This is a genomic window from Natronococcus jeotgali DSM 18795 (genome assembly GCF_000337695.1).
In the GTDB taxonomy this organism is placed as follows: Archaea; Halobacteriota; Halobacteria; order Halobacteriales; family Natrialbaceae; genus Natronococcus; species Natronococcus jeotgali.
In genome coordinates, this window is record NZ_AOIA01000127.1 from 1 (window position 1) to 19747 (window position 19747).

The following is a 19747-nucleotide window of genomic DNA, read 5'->3' on the forward strand; positions in this document are numbered from 1 at the left end:
TCGCCGAGCGAGCGCTTGGCTGTCGAGTACGACGTTTCGGCCATCCAGCGCTGTGAGTAGCCCTTTGCCCGGTTGAGCACGTTGTTCAGAGCTGCTTTCGGTGAGGATCCACGATAGTGAACGAGGTACTCAACGTCAAATGCGGCAATCTCGTACTCGGTATGCCAGTCTTGGAAGCCGTTGTCGGCGGCGACGGACTACAGGTCGTCCGCGTTTCGGCGGACGACCTGCGGTCCAGTCTTCGTATCGTGCTTCCACCGTGCTGTGATGTGAACGTCGAGAACCGCAAGCGATTCCACATCAGTTAATGTCGTCACTTTCAGCGTCTGTACGGTACTTCCTGACCGCTGGCGGAAGTACGACGACGTACGACGACGGTCGAAGAACGTGCTGTCGAGAGCGGCATGGCCAGACTGCGGGTGCTGCTGCGCGGAAACGCGCAGCAGCGCCCGCCATACCCACATTTTCAGCCGGTCGAACGATTTGTAGATCGTGGTGTAGTCCGGCAGATCGTCCCGATCTAAGCCGAGTGTTTCACGAATCTCGGCCATATACTTCAGCCGATTCGGCGTTTCACGGTAGCTGTGGCCTTCTTCGAGCCGAAAGCAGTGCAGAACAACGTGGACCCAGCGGGCGAACCCGCCGCTGGCGGGCTCGCCCGCGTGCTTCCCCAACGCTTGTTTAGCTAGATCACGACACTGCTCAACGAAGTCGAGGAGATCGATTTCCATAGGACAGAATCGAATTCCTCGGCTTCATCCTTCTAAGCCACCGATATCGGCTGATGAGATCGCTATTCAACAGAGCACTTTCATCAATCTATCAAACACGGCAAGTATCGAGAATACGCCTCTTTAATTGAGGTATACTTGGTACGTCAATTTGGACCGTTGTATATTCTCTACCGCCACGCTCAACAGAAAGGAAATTTACGCCGAAAAATTTCACCAGGTGATTTACTGATAGAAGTTTCATTCCAAGATCGCGGTTTGCTTTGAGAGAAGCTTTATTAGCTGACTCAACCACGGTAAGTACAACATCAGCTTTTTCAGATAGAGATTTTTCCACTCGTGCAGAATGAAGATCAGAGTAAATTCCTTGCCGTCGGTAGTCTGGATCAACAGACGCATCGAACAACAGAGCTTCACCAGGCCGAACGGCAATCTTATCGTGCCAGACAATTTTCTGCGGTATTAGCAGCCAACTAGTACCGACAATTTCTCCATCCCTTCGGGCAACTGCAATAGATGTATGGCTTGCTTCTACCCGCTTAGTAAGTATATCTTTATTCCGTTTATTTTCTAAATAATTAAAAACATCGCCTGGTGGCTTGTCGTAAAGCATAATATCCGCATCTGAATTTCCTCCCGACGTTCTATCGGTAGTTGCGAGTACATATCTGTTTTTATAGAACAGCGTTTCAATCATAGCATAACTGTTCTATCTCAATATGCATATATCCTAAGAATCAATATTGACTATCTTCTTTCCGTGTTCTCAATATCTTGCCAATGGCATTGTCTAGTTAGCACCTTTTCCGGTGTCTGTCCGTTGAGTGACTGATGCGGTCGCTGTGTGTTATAATAGTGTGCATATTGTTCAGGCCAACTTCTGACACTCGTCCGACTGCCTATCCACGAATTGTGGAAGCGGTCAACCCATATCTTTGATGTGGGAAACCGGTTTTCGATGCGGTTTGATTGATATAGTTGAGTTGACCGCTCAAATCGTGACGACTGAGGGCAGTCAGATAGCCGTAGTCATCGACGAGAAACACCGTCTCAGAGAGATCGAGTTTCTCGGTGAGTCGATGGAGGAACGCAACAGCTGGATCGGTGCCGCGTCATCCGAACATTGCGACATCAGGTATTAGCCGTGACTCTAGGTCTATTTCGGCATACACCCAAGACCAGTTACCGTTGATCTTGACAGCGGTCTCATCAATAGCGAGCCGCAACGGCTTTGTCGTTAACGGGTTTGGAACGCTGTCAGCCAGCCAATGTACCTATCGTAGCCACTGAAAGTCAGTGCGCACCCGATCGCACGACTACTGTGCGATCGGTGTGCAAACAGTTTCAGTTGTTACTATAGTACCAGACCGTTCTGTGAGAGCGCTCAACGCCTAAGCTCGTTCTCCCAAGCTTCTTCTAAATTCCCCTCGTAGCTCTCGCTGAGAAGGTCTGCGAGCATTATTGCTAATCCACCCAATGTTTACTTCTCAAACTGACTCAACTAGTGCGCTCGCAAGCGTCGACTGCTTAGCTTATTTCCTCTGAGCGCCTCTTTACAGGGATGGGACGGAAGAAGCACATCGTCAACCTCTCTGACGAGGAACGAAGCGAACTTGAGGCGTTTATTTCGACGGGTGAACACAGAGCTGAGGACATCACCCGTGCACGAATCCTTCTAAAGGCTGATGAGGGGCTCACAGATCCCGCGATCTGTGAGCACCTCGACTGTTCGATCTCCACACCATATCGCACGTGCAAAGCGTACTCCGAGCGAGGGCTTGCGGCGCTTCACCGCCGCAAGCCCGACCGCGACTACGAGCCAAAGTTCGATGGCCGTGGTGAGGCTCATTTGATCGCACTCGCGTGCTCTGAACCACCAGAGGGGCACTCTCGATGGACGTATCAACTTCTCGCCGATCGGTTGGTCACTCTCGAGGAGATCGACCTCGAGTCGATCTCCCGAGAGACCGTTCGACAGCGACTAAAAAACGATCTGAAACCCCATCGCTCGAAATACTGACTGATTCCAGCAAAACAGAACGCTGAGTTCGTCTACCGCATGGAAGACGTTCTTGCGCTCTACCACGAACCGTATGACGAAGACCGCCCAGTCATCTGCTTCGATGAATCGAGCNCATGGAAGACGTTCTTGCGCTCTACCACGAACCGTATGACGAAGACCGCCCAGTCATCTGCTTCGATGAATCGAGCAAAACGCTCCACAGGCATGTACGCGACCCGCTCCCGGTTGCACCGGGAGCGGTCGCATGCGAAGACACCCACTACGAACGCAACGGTGAGCGAAAAATCCACGTCGCCACCGAACCGCTCACCGGCTGGCGGCACGCCACGGTCACGCCGAGACGACGCAAGCGCGAGTTCGTCGAACAAATGCAAGAGCTTGCGGATGAGCACTACCCGGATGCAGGCTGCATCCGGGTAGTGCTCGACAATCTCAGCACGCATAATCCGGCTGCCTTCTACGAGTTTTATACCCCGAAGGAAGCACGAGAATATCTCGACCGATTCGAGTTTCACTTCACGCCGAAACACGGGAGCTGGCTCAACATGGCGGAAATCGAGCTGAGTGCGCTTCGCACCCAGTGCCTCAACCGACGCATTCCTGACGCGGCGACACTCCGAACGGGGGTCGCCGCGTGGGAAACCGAGCGCAATGAGATTCCCGTCTCGATCGATTGGCAGTTCACTGCCGATAATGCTCGAACGAAGCTACATCGGCTCTATCCAACCATCAAGAAGAAAGAAGCGGACTAGACTATCCACGCTTGCGAGCGCACTAGACGTGCCCTTTAGTGAGGTCTGACAACTACCTGCTTCCTTTGAATGAATAACCTATCTTTCATAGACAGCACGCAACCTACAGTGAGTAAACGCCTTTCAAATCTTCCGAATCGACATATCCAAATGAGATTATCAGTAGAAGCCAAGTGAGGAGACCAGATATTCCACCAATTATCAGAGTGTAGATACCTGCTACTTGATCTACAGCAGTTATTATAACGATTGACAGAATACTGGTTATCAATACTATTTTCATCAGATCAGATATGAAATTACGTATATTAATACCTACGTCAATATGCATTATATAGAGGGTGCTCATGGTATAAGCCCCGTAAGATAAAAGAGTAGCGATCGCAGCACCTTCTACTCCGAAAAAAGGAATAAGCAGTATGTTTAATAGCACGTTTAAGACTGCCGTTATTATCTTAGACCAGGCCCTTATTTTAGCCCTACCAAGGAAATCTAGTCCATTGCTAGTGATTCGAGTGATTGCTTGCAGTATTGTATAACCACACATAATTTGTAAAACAAGCGTAGCACCTGCGTAATCATTTCCAAATACTATCTTCAAGAAATCTTTACTTACTATAACTAACCCCGCGGCCATTGGTACATATAATAAGAGTGAATTTATTAATGATTTATAATACATCTGCCGAACACTATCTAAATTACCAGATGCCTTTTGTGCACCGAACGTAGGTGAAATCACAAACCCCAATGCTGTTGCCGGTGTACCAAGAAACCTTATCACTTGCTTGCTTATAGCGTAATAACTTACAAATATTGGAGAGAGAAAGAACCCAATTAAAATAGTATCAAACTCCTTATCTATTCTGTCTGCTGTATCTGTTGCTGTAAGTGGTAAGGAATATTCTACAATTCTACGCTTTAAACCAGATTCCATAGCTATTTCAGAACCTCCTTTGGTATAGTAATCTCTGTATAGAATTAATAGACCTACGGAAGAAGCAAGTAAAACTCCAGCTAAGTACCCAAGAAGCCCGCCTATTGCGCCATAACCTAGTAATACTAAACCGACAGAGAAAAAAAGTCGAGTCATTCGATCAATTACAAGAATAAGTGAAGAGCTACTAATATCCTCAAAGCCCTGTAAAACTATACGTGAATAGGTAGTTAGTGTCCCGAATAATATATATACAGCACCAATAAATAGGAAACCACCGATACGTGGTTCATTAACTAAAGATATGATAATAGGGCTAATTATAAGAAATATTATTATAGTTAATGCTGCAGTTCCTATATTAAATATCATAGAAAAACGAAGAATATGATTTATCTGCCCGTGATTCTTTTCTTTATATTCAGATATATATCTAGCCGAAGACTTTGCGACACCCAACTTGCTGAAGGTTTTAGCAACTGTTAAAATTGATATCGTCAAGAATAACAATCCGTAGGAGTCAGGATTTAATAGTCTAGCTAATGCAACTATTAAAATTGCACTAGCTATATTCCCGGAGATCCTTCCAAGGAATTCCGATTTAAACCTAGATATCAGAGTCTGCGTTAGCTCCACGCAAATAGACTCTCTCATACACTACCTTTTATCTATGGTTTCTAACTAGGAGAATAGAAAACGTCATTTTAATAAATGTACTAGTGCTAGAGAATTCTGGAAAGAAAGATTTATAAATTCCTATATATAGATAAAAATTTGGGTAATAAAGAATGGTAACTTGATGGTACACCATTTCATATAAAGACGATTCAGAAATCTTTTCAGTTACTGAGTGATTTTATTACTTGGTTTGATGTCAATGGCACCTGGTAAGAATACAATGAAGGACAGCGGTTATACATTCGGACTATGCTTGTCTCATGACGTTGATCGCGTTTACAAAAGCTATCAGTACCTATATGAAGCCCTTATTGAAAAACAACCACAGAAAGCACTGGGCCTACTTTCATCAAACAACCCTTGGTGGCAGTTTGAGCGGATTATGGATCTTGAAGCCTCGTTCGACGTACGGTCATCTTTCAATATTCTTGCGGAGGATCGATTTTCGGAGCGCCCAATCCGAGAACAACTTTCAAAAGACGGTGTCCAACTCTACGCGGGGCGATACGATGTCTTAAATCCTCAACTTAAGTCTACTTTCAAGATACTTGATCGCCACGGTTGGGAAATCTCTCTTCAAGGGTCATTTAACTCTTCGGTCGAGCCCGAACGTTTTGCTGCCGAAAAAGAACGTATTGAGCTGGCATCGGGCACCGAGGTCAACGGTAATCGACAACACCACTGGCGTCTTGAACCTCCAAATACTTGGCAGCATTTACGCGATGTTGGGGTCAAATATGATACATCCCTTGGGGACTCCCATACTGTTTCTCCACCTCGAGATATCGGGGAAGTTATTCGTCCATTTGGCGACGAATTCGTTGTTTTCCCGTGGACTCTCATGGATGGGGCCGTTATGGGGGCTGGTGAGTACAGAGACTGCATTGACAGTGCTAAGCAAGTTCTTGAACAGGCTCGCGACTCGCGGGGCGTCATCGTTGCAGATTGGCACCAAAGGGTCTTTCACGAGCCTGATTTTCCGGGATGGGCCCGAGCATATCGGGAGATAATTGAGATGGCTCTTGATATGGGGGCATGGGTTGGCCCTCCTAGGAAGTTCTATGACGCGCTCTCTCACCCTGATGGGAGTGTCGACGGTGCTCTTAAAACGTTAGCCGAATAGAAGTCAGCTAACGTGTAGAGAGTTAGATAAAGGCCCGATCTATATCTCTGATAGAAATTCTAAATCAATGGCTGGCATGCAGAAACAAGATAATAAGGGTCGTTCTGAATTTTCTTTGCAATAAATCGCCGGTATTCTTGGGCTCGAAACACTAGGACAAGGAGTCCATTCAAATTAAATTCCTCGACAACCCCTACATCAACAGCATCACGCTGGACTTTTCGGGCGGCACGTCGGGCATATAGTGTATATGAATCATTCCGTTGTTTAACACTTTCCGTGAGCCCATCCTTATAGGTTATATTACCCGTAAAGGTAGGATACTCTTGATATGGGACCCCACACCTTCGTTCAATATAATGGTGTTGGGTTGTCATTAGCCACGGGGTTCCGATATTAAATATTAAGATGTTATCCGTATCAATTTGGGCAAAACAACCGTCCTGAGCAAAGGTGTCTCTCGTATTGCAACCATTAAATCGATATGGTCCATTAACAAGGATTGAGTGGATTGGATCGTCAGTCCGATGGTCTGAATCACCCAAAAAAAGTCGAGACCAAGCCCCGTAGGCTGGTTCACTATTCTGGATATCAAACTCGCCAGATTCTCGAAACTGTGGTGTATACCCTGGTGCGAGAACGGAATTAAACTCATTACATAGTTCATTAAATAGAAAGGAATAGGGATTTTGTCCAAATGCCGACTTTACCCCACTCAACCCAACGTGTGTGAACACCGTATCGGAATTATAGCGGCAAAGAAGATCATGGAATACCTCTGGATCAGTATCTGAAGGGGTGGCTTGTGTAGACAATGGTCCCTTCCGATATGCGAAATCAGCCACTGAGTTTGTATAGACCCTGATTGCCTCTTCTATTGACACCATATTATAAAACTCTCAATATGGTACTAAAAAGGTGTTGGCCATAAGTCTTGTTGATCTACTAATCAGTTGATGCAGTGGATATGACTTGGAACAAACAGCATCCAGTTGCTGGCACTGCTAGATTCAGTCGATCACATCAAGAAACTCACGATCTCCGCCATAGGTACTGACTCCGCGTCTGTGACGCCTGGATAGCCTTCGGAACGATGATAACTGTGAGCTCTGGCGGCGGTCGGTCGCTGTCGGCGGCGGCTCCCCGCCGACGCGGCAGTGTCGTCACTCACGACTGCCGCCCCAATTCAGGGACAGCTACCGGAAGAACCGGTCGTCAAGTGGTTGACTCGCTGGGATAGCTCTGCGCACACCGAGAGCTGTCCAAGCAGCACGAACTACCATTTCACAGAATTCCGTGAACGACCACTCCCAGAGGCGGCGCCCCCCGCGGCGGGGCGCCGCCACGTACATCCAGTGGAAGTATCGCCAGACGTTCTGCAGCAACAGACTCACGACGAACAGCAATAATCGAAGCCCGGCGTCCCGAGAACTGGTGAGAGCGAGACTCTGCTTGGCTAATCGATAGCTTGACTCGATACCGAAGCGCTTACGATAGTGTTCTCGTTCATCCTGTGGTGTGTCGATGAACGGCGGTTCGGGGCCGGGACGCCGGCCAGCCGGCGGTCAAGTCTGGTCCGACGATCGCTGGTCGAACTGGCTCGAGGTGTCATCCGCGTCGCGGTCTCGTGCGAACCCAGGAGCACGACCGTACTACCCAGTAGACTGTCCCGCTACGAGATATAAATACACGGCGAGCATAGTACCGCACGAACTCGATGACAATAGATCTACGACGGCACATCTTCGGACAATCGGAGGGCGAAATGTCGGTCCCGGTCTATTTCCCGCTACTCGCGCTCCTGCCGATCATCAGTAGCCTCATTATCACGAGCTGGCTCTTCTCCGAGAATATCGGCTACATCCTCACGGGTGCGCTCCTGGTCTCGATTTCCGCGTACGGCCTGTTGCACCCCGAGATTCGGCTGCAGTTCGACGCGGCGTTCCTGCTCCTGATCGGCGGCTACTGGCTTGGCCTACTCGCGCACTACTACCACAACCCGCACGCGGAGATCCTCCTCTATATCGCCGCGACCCCGGTCGCCGTGTTCGCGACGGTGTTCGTGCTTCCCACTCTCATTATCGGTCGGCGACAGATATTCGCGATGGGGCTTACGCTCATTGCTGTCGCGCTCACTGCGGTCGGGCTCGCAATGGTTTGGCAGGAAACCCAGACGAGCCATACCCTGTACGACACCGTTGGAGGCACGGTGATGGGAATCGACGGGATACGGACACCGTCGATCTTCTCGAATCCTAACGGCTACGGCTTCGTTATGATGGTTGGAACGCTCACGGCACTATACACCTACTTTGCCCGGCGCGGCGTGGTCTGGTTCGGTGTCCTCCTACTCTGCCTCGGGGGGCTCGTGCTGAGCGAGGGCGACGCCGCGCTCCTGGGGTTCACCGCGGGCTCGGTTCTCGTCCTCTCCGGCTCCGATCGCCGGTTCGGATTTCTCGGCCTCGTCGTGGCGATCCTCGGCGTCTACGTTGCGATTCGTCTCGGCCACGTCGGCGACGTGATGGAAACGACGCTGCTGACCCGCGTCGACAGATGGGTGGCCTCACTCGAGCGCCTCGCTCTCGATCCGATGTTCGGCATTGGATTTGCCGATACCGCTGAAGAGATTGGTGAAGCGAGAGGGCCGCACAACTCCTACATCTATCCTATTCTAAACACTGGAATCATCGCCGGCGGACTCTACCTCGGGTCGTTCGTTTACGCGCTCGGCCAGGGAATCCGAAAGCGCTGGACGCTCTGGAACGCGTACGTCGTCGGCCTCTCCGTCGGGATATTCTGCTATATGGGCTTCGAGTCGCTGTTTCTCGGCGGCTTCAGTATCTCTTCGATCATGCTGGGACTTTGTCTCGGCCTCCTGCTCTACTCGCCGGAGGCGGACGGACCGGTTACCGACATTCGATCGAAGTTCACGATTCGATAGCGCAATTCCTTCTCTTCAGCCGGTTCTGAGACAATGATTATCCGCTTTGACAGCCACCAAAGACAGCCCTCTAACAAACTACCGCGGGTGGAATGACAGGGGCTGGCGGTATAGGCGAAGCACGACAAAGTCCCCTCGAACGGAGTGAGCGAGGCAAACGAAACAAAGTCTCACTGTGTAAGCACTGCAGCGCAGCGAGGCGCGCGAGTCTATACCGCCAGGGGCTTTCGGAGTATTCCCCGCTCCGATGACGAATCCACTACCCGGAGTCTCGAGGATCATCGACTAACTCGAACAACCGCGTCCCCTCGTGGACGCAGTTCACGTGGCCGGCAGCCTCGAGGACCTCGAGCCGGTTATACACCGTGTTCCGCGAGAACTCCGTCCAGTCGACGAGTGCACCCTTCGTCGCTCGCCCCTGCTGTAGTTGATCGAGAATTTGCTCGTCGGCTGGCCGCAGATCCTCTGGGTCCATCGGTTTACTGATCCGTGACGTAGCCATGGCCATATATCCCGATAGTACGCACTTAGAACTGTTCGTAAGAACATCTACTATGCATATGCATATTGCACAACTACTAAGAGCGACGCCGACCCACTGCTCAATGAGCACGGAGCGCCTCGGAGAATCTGAGGCCGGTGTTCAAGGCACCGACCCCCGTGCTGGAGTAGCCAGCAATGTCGCATACGCCACCGACTACAGTAGATGTTTCGGACGGAGAGCACCGCGAGAACGCCACCCTCGAGGACCTCGCTCGAGCTGTCGACGACCTCCGAGCGCAGAACGAACGGCTCGCTGAGCGCGTGACCGAACTCGAGACGACCCTCGAGCGGACCGAACGCAGGGTCCGGTCCCTCGAGGAGGAGAACGAAGCCTTGCAGAAAAGAGTCGACAAGACGGAAGCGCTCACCGAGGCCACTAGAAACCGCACGGGCGCCAACAAGGACCGAATCGAGGAGCTCCAGGCGCGCGAACTCGAGAAGGGCGCCCACCTCCGAACCGACACTGTCGACGAACACGACCTCGAGATCAAGGCCGAGTACCTCGAGCGATTCACCAAATCCGACGGAACCTACTACCGCCTCCCCGACGCCGAGGACCCGCTCGATCGCACCGAGGCGACACTCGCCCACGGCGACCTGCTCCCGATCCAACAGCTTGCCAGACTCGACGAGGATATGCGTCGATCGACCACCAACGCCCTTCCAACGAGACTCGCCGCAAAGCTCTGGAAGGCTCGCACCGACTCGACGGTCGGCGACGATCCCTGGGAGACGGGTTGCAAGAACATCCAAGCATACATCAACGCCGGCGACCTGAAACACTGGATCCGTCGCCAGGAGGACGGCATCAGCGACGCCTACGCCAAGAAGCTGGTCTCGCGGACGATCGATGCCGTCCTCGAGCTCTCGAAGCACCGCCTCGCGGTCCACAGGAAGTCCCAGCGCAAGAACGGGCTCTCCTACACTGAACGGCGGCTCGTCCTCCCGACGGACGCGGACATCCCTGGAACGACGGCCGACAGCACACCGGAGACAGCCGACGTCCACGGCGAGAGATAGTCCCCACCCCAGCGAGGGCGCTCGAGCGAGTACTCACACGCTCCCACCGCATCACCATCGCGACACGTCTACCTCGTACGCAGGGACGAGTAGCCGTCGGGCCGTCCTCGATCGGTCGTCGTCGGTCATTGCTCGAGACGCGCCCCACACCGTCCCCCGAGGACACCAGCTGTCACCGGAGCCAATCGACGACTCGAGAGCGTCGAGGACGGATCGATGACTCGAACTCATTGGAACTCTCTAGTTCCACGTCTCTCGAGTACCCTGACGTCCACGAGCGTTCGTCCCGCTCGAACGCTCTCGCTCGGGACCGCGAGAGAGCGCCGATCGAACGGACAGTTATCGCCCTCCCAATTTAATGTCCGAGAATGAGACCAAAGAGTATGGAATTCACGCTGACCGAGGACCGGTTCGTCGAAACGATGCAGACACAGGCGGAAATCGGTGGGACGGAAAACGGCGGCCTGCACCGCTTGGCGCTGTCCGACGAGGACAAGGAGGTAAGAGATTGGTTTCACGAACGGATGGAGCGAGCGGGGTTGGACGTTCGAATCGACGAGTTTGGAAATATGTTCGGCCGCCGGGAGGGAACACGAGATCTCGAGCCGGTGCTAGTCGGCTCGCATCTCGATTCCCAGCCCTACGGTGGCATCTACGACGGTGCGCTGGGAACGGTCGCCGCTCTAGAGTTCGTTCGCGAACTCAACGACCGCGGAATCGAAACCGAGCGTCCCGTCGAGATCGTCAATTGGACGAACGAGGAGGGATCGCGGTTCCAACCGACGCTACAGGGAAGTGGCGTCTGGGCCGGAACGCTCGATGTAGCGGAGCAATACGCGGTGACCGACGAGGACGGCGTTACCGTCGAGGAAGCGCTCGAACGGATCGGCTACAAGGGAGATCACCCAGCGGAGCCGGCCACCGACTACGATTCGTACCTAGAACTGCACATCGAACAGGGGCCGTATCTCGAAAGCAACGAGAAAGACGTCGGCATCGTCACGGGCATCGTCGGCCTGACCTGGGGGGAGATCACGTTCTACGGGGAGGCGAACCACTCGGGGGCGACGCCGATGCACCACCGCAGCGATGCGATGGTTGCGGCGGCCGACGTCGTTACGCAGGTCAGACGGATTCCGAGCACGCTCGGTGAGCGAACGGTCGGTACTGTTGGATCCGTCCATGTACAGCCGGACTCGATCAACGTAATTCCGGGTGAGGTCTCGGTTACGTACGGCTTTCGCGATGCGAACGCCGAGACGATTCGGGAGGCCGAAAAGCGCGTTCTACGGGAGGCCGAGGCTGCCGCCGAACGCGAGGGCGTAACATTCGAGCACGAAGACCGCGCCAGTGCGGATCCGGTTTACTTCGACGACCGGTGTGTCGACGCCGTGCGGCGGGCGGCCGACGAACTACACTACGATTCTATGGAGGTGTTCAGCGGGGGCGTTCACGACGCGACTCACGCCGACGAGGTGTGCGATGCGGGAATGGTCTTCGCGGTCAGCGAGGACGGCAAGAGCCATACCGAAGCGGAGTACACCAGCTGGGAGGACTGCTACAGCGCGGCGAACACGCTGGCAAGAGCGGCGCTCAAACTGGCTACCGACGACGTGTGACTCCCGAGGCCAGCAGTTCGAGCACGGTGTTCGAGAGGACGGCAACGCCAATCGAGAGGCTGTCCTCGTCGACGTCGAACGTCGGCGTGTGGTGGCCGCCGGGATGATCGGTTCCGATGCCGACGAACGCCCCCGTGCCGCCGTTCGATTTGACAGCCTGTAAGAGATGCGTGAAGTCCTCGCTGGCCCCTAACGCGTCGCGCCGAACGGTTGAGGAGACGTCGCTTCGATCCGCGGTGATTCGCGCAACGAGATCGACGACGCCCTCGTCGCTGTCCGCTCTCGGCGCGTGTCCTTCGAGCGACGTCTCGACGGTACAGTCGTGCATTTCGGCGGCGGAGTCGAGAATTCGAACGGACGTGTCGCGCATGTATTGCATCAGTTCGGTGGTTTCGCCGCGAACTTCGACGTCGACCGAAGCCCGATCCGCGATAACGTTCGAAGCGTTTTCAGAGCGGAGGTTGCCGAGGTTCACGCGCGTGTTGCCACCTCCGTGCCGGGGGATCCCGTACAGGTTTCCGCCGGCGGTTATGAGAGCCTGGACCGCGTTTCGTCCCCGATTGGGCGCTAATCCGGCGTGTGCGGATTCGCCCTGGAACTCGACGTGGAACTTGCTCAGCGCGAGTGCGTCGTCGATACCCGCCACTACTTCACCCGTCGGGTGACCGAGACCGACGTGGACCCCGAGTAGATACTCGACGTCCTCGACGTGCGGACCGGCAGCTATCGGCTTCCCGCCACCCAGAACCTCCTCGGCGGGCTGGAAAAAGACCTTGAACGTTCCCTCGAAATCGCTCTCGAGAACGGTCTTGAGCGTTCCCAGCCCGAACGTGATGTGAGAATCGTGCCCGCAGGCGTGCATCGTGCCGTCGTTTTCTGACCGGAACCCCTCGACGGCGGGCAGATGACCGTCGGCGGTCGCCTCCTCGATCGGAAGCGCGTCGATATCGACCCGAAGCCCGACGGTCGGCCCGGTACCGCGCTCGACAACTGCGACGACTCCCGTATTCCCGCCCCGGATTCGCTCGAGGACGTCGGATCGATCCGTCGTCGATTCCGCTCGCTCGAACCACCGCGAGAGTTCCGGTTCGTCGGGAACACCTAAGCGCTCGGTAGGATCGATAGCGTCGGGACCGACGTGTATCTCGTCGACATCCAGTCGCTCAAGCTCGTCGACGATCCGTGCGGTAGTTCGGAACTCGCGCCATGCGGGTTCGGGATATCGGTGAAACTCACGCCGCAGCTCCACGAGATACTCGTTATCCGGTGTCCGAACAGCTGATACCATGACACGCAGTTATCTGCTGCTGTGTCTTAAAACTATGAATGGACGCTCGCGTTGGAGAATGGAGAAGAATCGGGGCGGACGTCCGTCTTCATAGTACTCTGAGCGACGAGTTCAAAGTCCAGTTCTCCCCTCCACAATCCAAAGAATAAAGTCGTTTGCAGGGTGGATTTCGGGTGATATGATACAACATATGGGACTTCTGAGAAACCCCCTCTATATGGACGTTGCAAACAGCGCATATATGTGGGCTGCTGCAGGTCTTGTCGTCCTGTTAGTAATCGCCCAGGCGGGTCTCTTCATGCGACGCGCCTACAGATCGGGAAAACGGATGGGAATGTCTGAGGACCAGCTCAAAACGGGAATGAGGGCCGGCATGATCTCGGCTGTCGGACCGGCGGTCGCAATCCTCATCGGGATGATGGCGCTGGTCGCGACGGTCGGGGGCGCGATCGCGTGGATGCGACTCTCCGCGATCGGGTCCGTGATGTTCGAACTTTCGGCGGCCGAACTTGGGACACAACAGTTAGGGTACTCTCTCGGTGACGAGGGGCTTACGGAGGTCGCGTACGCGAACGCAGTTTGGGTGATGACCTTCGGAGCGGTTGGCTGGCTCGTCATCTCCGGGTTGTTCACTCCGCATATGGAAACGGTCAGACAACGGATCGGGAGCGGAAGAGAGGCACTGCTCCCGGTCATCAGTGCTGCAGCCATGCTTGGCGCATTTGGGTATCTCGCTACCGGAGAGGTGATGTCCGGCAGCCCGTTTACGGCCTCCGTTGCTGTCGGCGGACTCATGATGCTCGCACTGCTCCAAATCGCGGACAACAGAGACATTCAGTGGATCAGAGAGTGGGCTCTCGGAACGGCAATGATCGTCGGATTGTTCGCGGGAGTCGTCACCGAAGTGACGCTCGGAGGGCTGTGGTAATATGGCTGGAAAACAGACGCAACAACGGTCTAAGGGTCGTGAAAAGGAGGAGGTCTACGAAGAGGAGTTCATTCCGTATATACACAAGTGGGGACGGAGAGCGAACCTGCTCGCTGTTGCGCTCTCGTTCGGACCGGCCTTGGTCCTACTTAGCGTGTACGGAATCCTGCCGCCGACGGGCGCCATTCTGGGTGGTTTCGTGTCCGTGATCGGTGCGTGGGGTGCGTTTTGGCTCGTCGAACCGATCTCCTACTATCGGTAGTTCCCATCGTTGCTGATTGCTGACTCGATTTCTGGAGCAAAGCGAACAAGATCAGAGCACCGAATTCATCGATTCGAACAAAGACGGCGGTCTCACAACTGTGAGAGCGCCGTCTCCTGAAAGAGGATCTACAGCAGTCGCTCTTTCCAGGACTAGCGCTGGACGCGGGCGGATTCAGCCCGCGTCCAGCTGGCCGTAGGTTGCTGGGATGCCGACACCATTGGTCGGTGCTTCCCACTTCCGACACAACGTGTCGTCAAGAGCGTGGTCGAGCCACTCACGGAAGACTTCAAAACGAAACCAAACAGGCAGTGCTCGCCCGCCGCGCCGCGGCGTGGCGAGCACACCCCAGCGAACGATGAGCCAGAGGTTCCGCACCAAGAAACTCACGAGAACGAACAACAACCGAACGACTGGATCAGTTGTACTTGTCCGCGCACGCGCTTCGCGCATTGTCCTGAACGCGGTCTCAATGGCTGAGCGTTTCTGGTAGAGAGCTTCGACCTCCTTCGGCGTGCGATCGGCCAGATCGCACGCCACGTACGCTCGGACGAGCAAGCCGTGTTTGCCTCGGTTGCCCTGCTGGTAAGAGACACAGACCGCGAGCGGGAAGCGCAGTTCCCGCTCGCTTCCCTCGTACATCACGTACTCCGTCCAGTAGGAAACTGTCGTGTCCAGTTTTTCGGCCATCTGCTTTCCACGGCGGATGATTGGGAGAGCGACTGCTGCTGCAGCATCCAGTCGCTTGATCGACGCACCGTCGTAGAATCCACGGTCGGCGAGGAGGCCAGCGACTTCAAACGGAAGAGCCGCGACGTGGTCGAGCAATCGCTCGACTGCGTCGCTCTTTGGTTCGTCACTTCGAACGGGTGTGACTGCGACGACGAGAGGTTTGGCCTGACAGAGGACGAATCCAGCAAGGTAGCGATGGCACTGGGAGGTGCCATCGCGAGGCTTCGTGTGACAGAGTTCTCCATCATCGGCGTGTGGGCAGCCGTGATAATGGATATCGACGAAGTCGAGGCAGATGATCCTCGGCCCGGTGCCGAGGATCATCGCCGCCTGCTGGCAGAGAAGACGGTTGGCAGTAGCTTCGAGTTCGGCAGCTGGAACGGTGTGAAGCTGGGCAAGCGTATAGTCATCGGAGTATGCTTTACGAGTGGTGTCAGTGACAGCCTTGATCGACTTCTGATCGACAGCAGCCTGGAGGAGCGTCTGTCGGATGATCCCGGAGTCGAAGCCGCAGCCTTCGACTCCGGGGATCGGGATCTCAGAGAGGAGATCAAGCGCTAAGGTTTCAAGGTCAGAGGCCGTAAGAACAGTGTCTGGATGGTAGAGGAACTTCATACACCCATCCAGACGCTTCCTGAGAATCTAACCTTATCAGTCCTGACTAACTTCTGATTCGATGGGAACTACCGACTATCCAGTACTTGGCGTCTCGGGAACGTATATGGCGTTTCTGTCGGGGAACATCTCGAATCTCCGGCTGCCGAGTTCTGCGGCAGCGCAGGAGGCTGCTGATGTCGAGATCGGCACGCCGGAGGGAGACATCATCTCCACGCTAGGTATCGCTGGATCGATATTCGTGAATATCTCGATCCTCACTGTCGGCGTTATCGGTCTCGTCTCCGTGTTTCAGGCGCTCCCGGGGCTGTGGCAAAACGCTCTCGAAAGTTATCTCGTCCCGGCGATATTCGGGGCGATTTTTGCACAGTTCGGACGGGACTTCCCCAAAGTCGCAGCTATCGCCCTCGCTCTGGCTTTCGTGTCGAATCTGCTGTACGAATTCGGATACTTCGCGCTCCTACCCGGTGACCCGATTTACGTGGTGATCATCGTCGCCGTCTTCGGTACGATGTTCATCTCGAAATGGATGTGGGAACGAGGAATGATACGCACGACGGATAGCTCTTGACATCCTACCATGACTAAGATCAGGGGATTCTCCGAAGGGGAGTTCAAGGTTGCACGTTTCCTTGGGCCTCAAGTACGCTTTCGCGTGGGCCGTCAGCGGTTGCCCCCCAATTATGACTGTCTTGGTTGTACCACGCGTTAGCAGGCGACTTTCAAGCCACTATACTGGTGCCTGCTCATGGAGAGCATCCATCCGTCGGCGGGCTGTGTACCCACAACGCGAGTTCGGTCAGACACAGTTGTGGCCTGCGTGGCGTAGGCAGTGCGATCGTACCGAGACGGCCGCCGACCAGCACTTCGGTCGCCCCGAGTGTTGGCGATCGAATCCGGCCAGGCGCACAGCCCCAACAATATAGCCGCGGAACGTCCCACTGTGTGGCGTCGGCACAGCGATACGCGTACGCGAATACGATGTCGGTCTCGTGGAGAGGTGATCCACAGCCGATGCAGACGGCCGTGTCGGGTCTGGATCCGACCGGGTGGCCGTGAAGGATCTGTGTCGGCGTTGCTGTGACGGTTGGCTCCTCGTGATGTTCGGCACGATACCACCGGCAATTGTCAGCGACCATCTTCCTCCTCTGTGCTGCGGACGCTGAAACACGCGAAGCAGGGCAACTGGTCCCCGGCCGGCCCATTACACCAGTCGTGTTTGCACAGTTCGTCAGCAGTACGCTTTTCAACGGTTGCGTTCGTAGTTGGCATGCTTCTCGTACCTCGAGAAGCGCAGGTGGTGCTAGGACACCACCTGATTTGACTCAGGAGTCCTGCGCTTCTTCAGTCTCTACTACGACACCCAGCAATATATAGTTTGCTTCTCAAACTTGATTCGGGAGCTTGTTTTAGATCCAGGAAACGCTCAACCGAAGATCAGATAGCGATAAGTATGTAATGCAAGTGTGCGAATCAAGCAGTATGGCTCTCTCTGATAGTGATCTACGCGATGTTGATCGAGATCTGTTGGAGTATCTACTTGAGGGGCGTGTAACACCAGTGTACGCACGTGACCGAATGAACGATGAGGGTCGGAGAGATGTAACAAGCACGTATCTCGGACAGCGCCTTCAACGTCTCGAGGAGCACGGCCACGTACGAAATCTATACGATACCGGACTGTACGAACTTGTTAGCGACCCACGTGACAACGATAGCAATTAATTCTAGAGCCCCGAGGCACTTCACGCTCCAGGGATTTCAGCGGGGTTCTCATAGAGCTACCTCTGCTGAGTGAATCGGTCCACGTCAGAGCATATCTGAATTACCGCCTCTGGACCCTGTACGACAATTCGGGTCACCGCAGTCAAGCGGCTTTACTGATCCAACCAATAGTGCCAATCTGCGATCGCTTGCTTGGTCTCACCACTGGCTTCAACGGACTCCAGTTGACGCAGTGGTACGCCGAGTTCCCGATCCATCCACTCCACCGTCACGAACATCTGACTGAGCGTCGGCTCTGTCGGAGACATACCGACTACCCGTACCGTTTCACCCTTCTCCAGGGGCGACTCCTCGCGTTCCATGGCACATCGCGCTTCAAAGGGGAAGTCCATCGTGTCATCCAGATAGGCACACCAGCCCATCGCTTGCTCTTCTAGACTGTAGGTATCGACGATGATGTCCATCTCGATACGTTCCTCCCGTTCTTCGTCCTTGTCTGATGGCACCATGATCCACAGTAGGGTGCCTGAGAGTAAGACGTTCCGGGATGTCGGCATCTCGAACCCACCAACCGAGTCGGTATCGAGGTGGCTACCCGGTGTGTTCGTTGTCGGAGGCTCACCGAAACCGAGGATGAATACTGGCAAGGTCGTGTTGTCGATCCGCCAGTGTACTGCGCTACGGAAGTTCACAACCACAGTTCGGACAGAAATTTTCGTCGCCGTCCAGCAGCGAGAGGCAGTCGACACAGAGACGGTTGCTCGGCGAGGTGGCGATGTCCTCCAAGAAGTCCATCGCGGTCCGTGACGCGGCACCCGGCCTATAACCGTCTGCGTAGCCCGGAAGCGTCGAGGCCCACTGGACAGTTCCCTCGTCATCAACGACCGCGATGTTCCCAGCGACGTCAAGTTTTCCGTAGCGTTTAAACGCCTCTGAAGGAGTCTGGTCGATGGTTTGGTTCAGGTTCTGGTTGCGTTTGAGGTCACGCTCGTAGACTTCCGCGGGCGTCAGGGACCGTACTTCGCCGGGGAACTCTGTGAGAGGTCCGTGTTGTTCGTCGATTCGGTCGATCTCGACTGCGATGCCGTGCACGTCGTGAAGTGTTCCCAAGAGCCGGAGCGTGTGATCGTGCCACTCTCGGACATCCGCATCGGCGTAGTAGCGCAGGATCATGTGTCCGGTTCAGTCTTTTCTGCGGCCGCGATGCGATCTGAGAGACTTTGCGCGAGCCACTCGTTGGCGAGTTCGCTCGCATGATCGACGATCTCTTGATGGCTCATCCCCTCCGTTTCGAAGGACTTGTAGACCTGCCATTGTTCCGCGCTTCGATTAAAGACAATCACGTACGTCCTCGCTTCCATCTCCAGTAAGAACGCTTCGATTTCGCTGGGTGTCGATCCTGGAAAACCCATGGCTCCGCGAATCTTCGAAGTATCACTTTCGCCAATCTGCTTCACAATGTCGTCTGTAATAGGTTGGCTCGGGAGCGATGTAAGAAACGACGGTGACGTTTCTGAATCATCGGACATATGTGGTGACTCGCAGAGAGAGACCTTGAATCCGTGGACTCAAGCGTGTCTTCCTGCTGTACCTTATCCCCTTCTCACTGCAAATAAAGAAAATGAACAGACCTCGGGCGTCGTCTCGCCGAAGCAGTCGTCGTACGTGCTCATGTTCGACGGAACTACGTGTGTCTGTGTGGGAGTCACCCACGGAACGTACCGGTTCGGGACCCGCGGCACGGTCGCTCGACCGCCGAGGTCCCGCTGGTGCCCGAGCTGGTCACCGCCTCGAGCCCTCACACACCGCGAGCGCCGCGCCGCAGGCGCC

At 54.5% G+C, this 19747-nt stretch carries 18 protein-coding genes and 3 pseudogenes; 9 read left to right on the top strand and 12 right to left on the bottom strand.

The genetic code is table 11. The annotated features are described in order from the left end of the window. The 3 genes and pseudogenes from C492_RS14470 to C492_RS23065 all read right to left on the bottom strand — a co-directional run. Positions 1–731: pseudogene (locus tag C492_RS14470) on the bottom strand (transposase); the annotation flags it as partial. A 91-nt stretch (positions 732–822) separates the two neighbouring features. After that, the gene (locus tag C492_RS23060; RefSeq protein WP_083898856.1) at positions 823–1428 is read right to left on the bottom strand and encodes a GNAT family N-acetyltransferase; all 606 of its coding nucleotides are present in this window, start codon (positions 1426–1428) and stop codon (positions 823–825) included. A gap of 50 nt (positions 1429–1478) precedes the next feature. Beyond that, positions 1479–2190: pseudogene (locus tag C492_RS23065) on the bottom strand (DDE-type integrase/transposase/recombinase). Between the two features lie 102 nt (positions 2191–2292). On the opposite strand from C492_RS23065, the gene C492_RS24995 reads away from it, so the two are divergent. Continuing rightward, on the top strand, positions 2293–2751 hold the full coding sequence (locus C492_RS24995) for a helix-turn-helix domain-containing protein (RefSeq protein ID WP_083898857.1): 459 nt from the start codon (positions 2293–2295) through the stop codon (positions 2749–2751). Positions 2752–2867: 116 nt separating this feature from the next. After that, the gene (locus tag C492_RS25000) at positions 2868–3506 is read left to right on the top strand and encodes an IS630 family transposase (RefSeq protein WP_049893085.1); all 639 of its coding nucleotides are present in this window, start codon (positions 2868–2870) and stop codon (positions 3504–3506) included. Between the two features lie 103 nt (positions 3507–3609). On the opposite strand, the gene C492_RS23075 is transcribed toward C492_RS25000, so the two are convergent. Continuing rightward, positions 3610–5079 (bottom strand): flippase, encoded by a 1470-nt coding sequence (locus C492_RS23075; RefSeq protein ID WP_008424868.1) that lies wholly within the window; start codon positions 5077–5079, stop codon positions 3610–3612. Between the two features lie 262 nt (positions 5080–5341). Here C492_RS23075 and C492_RS23820 point away from each other — a divergent pair, with 262 nt between their 5' ends. Continuing rightward, positions 5342–6244, top strand: coding sequence for a hypothetical protein (locus C492_RS23820; protein WP_152424921.1), 903 nt, complete (start codon positions 5342–5344; stop codon positions 6242–6244). 59 nt (positions 6245–6303) lie between these two features. On the opposite strand, the gene C492_RS25945 is transcribed toward C492_RS23820, so the two are convergent. Together C492_RS25945 and C492_RS23085 are read right to left on the bottom strand one after the other, a co-directional pair. Next, positions 6304–7131, bottom strand: coding sequence for an AAC(3) family N-acetyltransferase (locus C492_RS25945; RefSeq protein ID WP_083898859.1), 828 nt, complete (start codon positions 7129–7131; stop codon positions 6304–6306). A 309-nt stretch (positions 7132–7440) separates the two neighbouring features. Then, positions 7441–7782: pseudogene (locus tag C492_RS23085) on the bottom strand (ISH3 family transposase); the annotation flags it as partial. A 227-nt stretch (positions 7783–8009) separates the two neighbouring features. Here C492_RS23085 and C492_RS14495 point away from each other — a divergent pair. Then, complete coding sequence (locus C492_RS14495) at positions 8010–9185, top strand: O-antigen ligase domain-containing protein (RefSeq protein ID WP_239643445.1); 1176 nt, start codon at positions 8010–8012, stop codon at positions 9183–9185. 259 nt (positions 9186–9444) lie between these two features. Here C492_RS14495 and C492_RS14500 read toward each other — a convergent pair whose 3' ends face one another. Further along, positions 9445–9660 carry a helix-turn-helix transcriptional regulator gene (locus tag C492_RS14500; RefSeq protein ID WP_049893096.1) on the bottom strand — a complete coding sequence of 72 codons (216 nt, stop codon included), beginning with the start codon at positions 9658–9660 and terminating at the stop codon, positions 9445–9447. A 203-nt stretch (positions 9661–9863) separates the two neighbouring features. Here C492_RS14500 and C492_RS14505 point away from each other — a divergent pair, with 203 nt between their 5' ends. Further along, positions 9864–10748 (top strand): hypothetical protein, encoded by an 885-nt coding sequence (locus tag C492_RS14505; RefSeq protein WP_049893087.1) that lies wholly within the window; start codon positions 9864–9866, stop codon positions 10746–10748. Positions 10749–11131: 383 nt separating this feature from the next. After that, the gene (locus C492_RS14510; RefSeq protein WP_008424879.1) at positions 11132–12367 is read left to right on the top strand and encodes a Zn-dependent hydrolase; all 1236 of its coding nucleotides are present in this window, start codon (positions 11132–11134) and stop codon (positions 12365–12367) included. Here C492_RS14510 and C492_RS14515 read toward each other — a convergent pair. Continuing rightward, entirely contained in the window at positions 12351–13655 is a 1305-nt protein-coding gene (locus C492_RS14515; RefSeq protein ID WP_049893088.1) for an amidohydrolase, read from the bottom strand. The two genes, C492_RS14510 and C492_RS14515, sit on opposite strands and share 17 nt — an antisense overlap. A gap of 190 nt (positions 13656–13845) precedes the next feature. On the opposite strand from C492_RS14515, the gene C492_RS14520 reads away from it, so the two are divergent. Continuing rightward, positions 13846–14583 (top strand): DUF5058 family protein, encoded by a 738-nt coding sequence (locus C492_RS14520; protein ID WP_239643446.1) that lies wholly within the window; start codon positions 13846–13848, stop codon positions 14581–14583. Position 14584: 1 nt separating this feature from the next. Beyond that, positions 14585–14845, top strand: a complete 261-nt coding sequence (locus tag C492_RS14525; RefSeq protein WP_008424883.1) for a hypothetical protein — start codon at positions 14585–14587, stop codon at positions 14843–14845. Between the two features lie 174 nt (positions 14846–15019). Here C492_RS14525 and C492_RS14530 read toward each other — a convergent pair whose 3' ends face one another. Beyond that, positions 15020–16192: an ISH3 family transposase gene (locus C492_RS14530; RefSeq protein ID WP_049893089.1), complete on the bottom strand. Its 1173-nt coding sequence runs from the start codon at positions 16190–16192 to the stop codon at positions 15020–15022. Positions 16193–16253: 61 nt separating this feature from the next. Here C492_RS14530 and C492_RS14535 point away from each other — a divergent pair, with 61 nt between their 5' ends. Further along, entirely contained in the window at positions 16254–16763 is a 510-nt protein-coding gene (locus C492_RS14535) for a hypothetical protein (protein ID WP_239643447.1), read from the top strand. A 1306-nt stretch (positions 16764–18069) separates the two neighbouring features. Here C492_RS14535 and C492_RS14540 read toward each other — a convergent pair. From C492_RS14540 to C492_RS14550, 3 genes are all read right to left on the bottom strand, one after another. After that, positions 18070–18426 carry a calcium-binding protein gene (locus C492_RS14540; protein WP_049893098.1) on the bottom strand — a complete coding sequence of 119 codons (357 nt, stop codon included), beginning with the start codon at positions 18424–18426 and terminating at the stop codon, positions 18070–18072. A 169-nt stretch (positions 18427–18595) separates the two neighbouring features. After that, positions 18596–19090, bottom strand: a complete 495-nt coding sequence (locus C492_RS14545) for a hypothetical protein (RefSeq protein ID WP_008424890.1) — start codon at positions 19088–19090, stop codon at positions 18596–18598. Continuing rightward, the gene (locus C492_RS14550) at positions 19087–19446 is read right to left on the bottom strand and encodes a hypothetical protein (RefSeq protein ID WP_049893090.1); all 360 of its coding nucleotides are present in this window, start codon (positions 19444–19446) and stop codon (positions 19087–19089) included. Before C492_RS14550 ends, C492_RS14545 begins: the two co-directional genes overlap by 4 nt. Between the last annotated feature and the right edge of the window lie 301 nt (positions 19447–19747).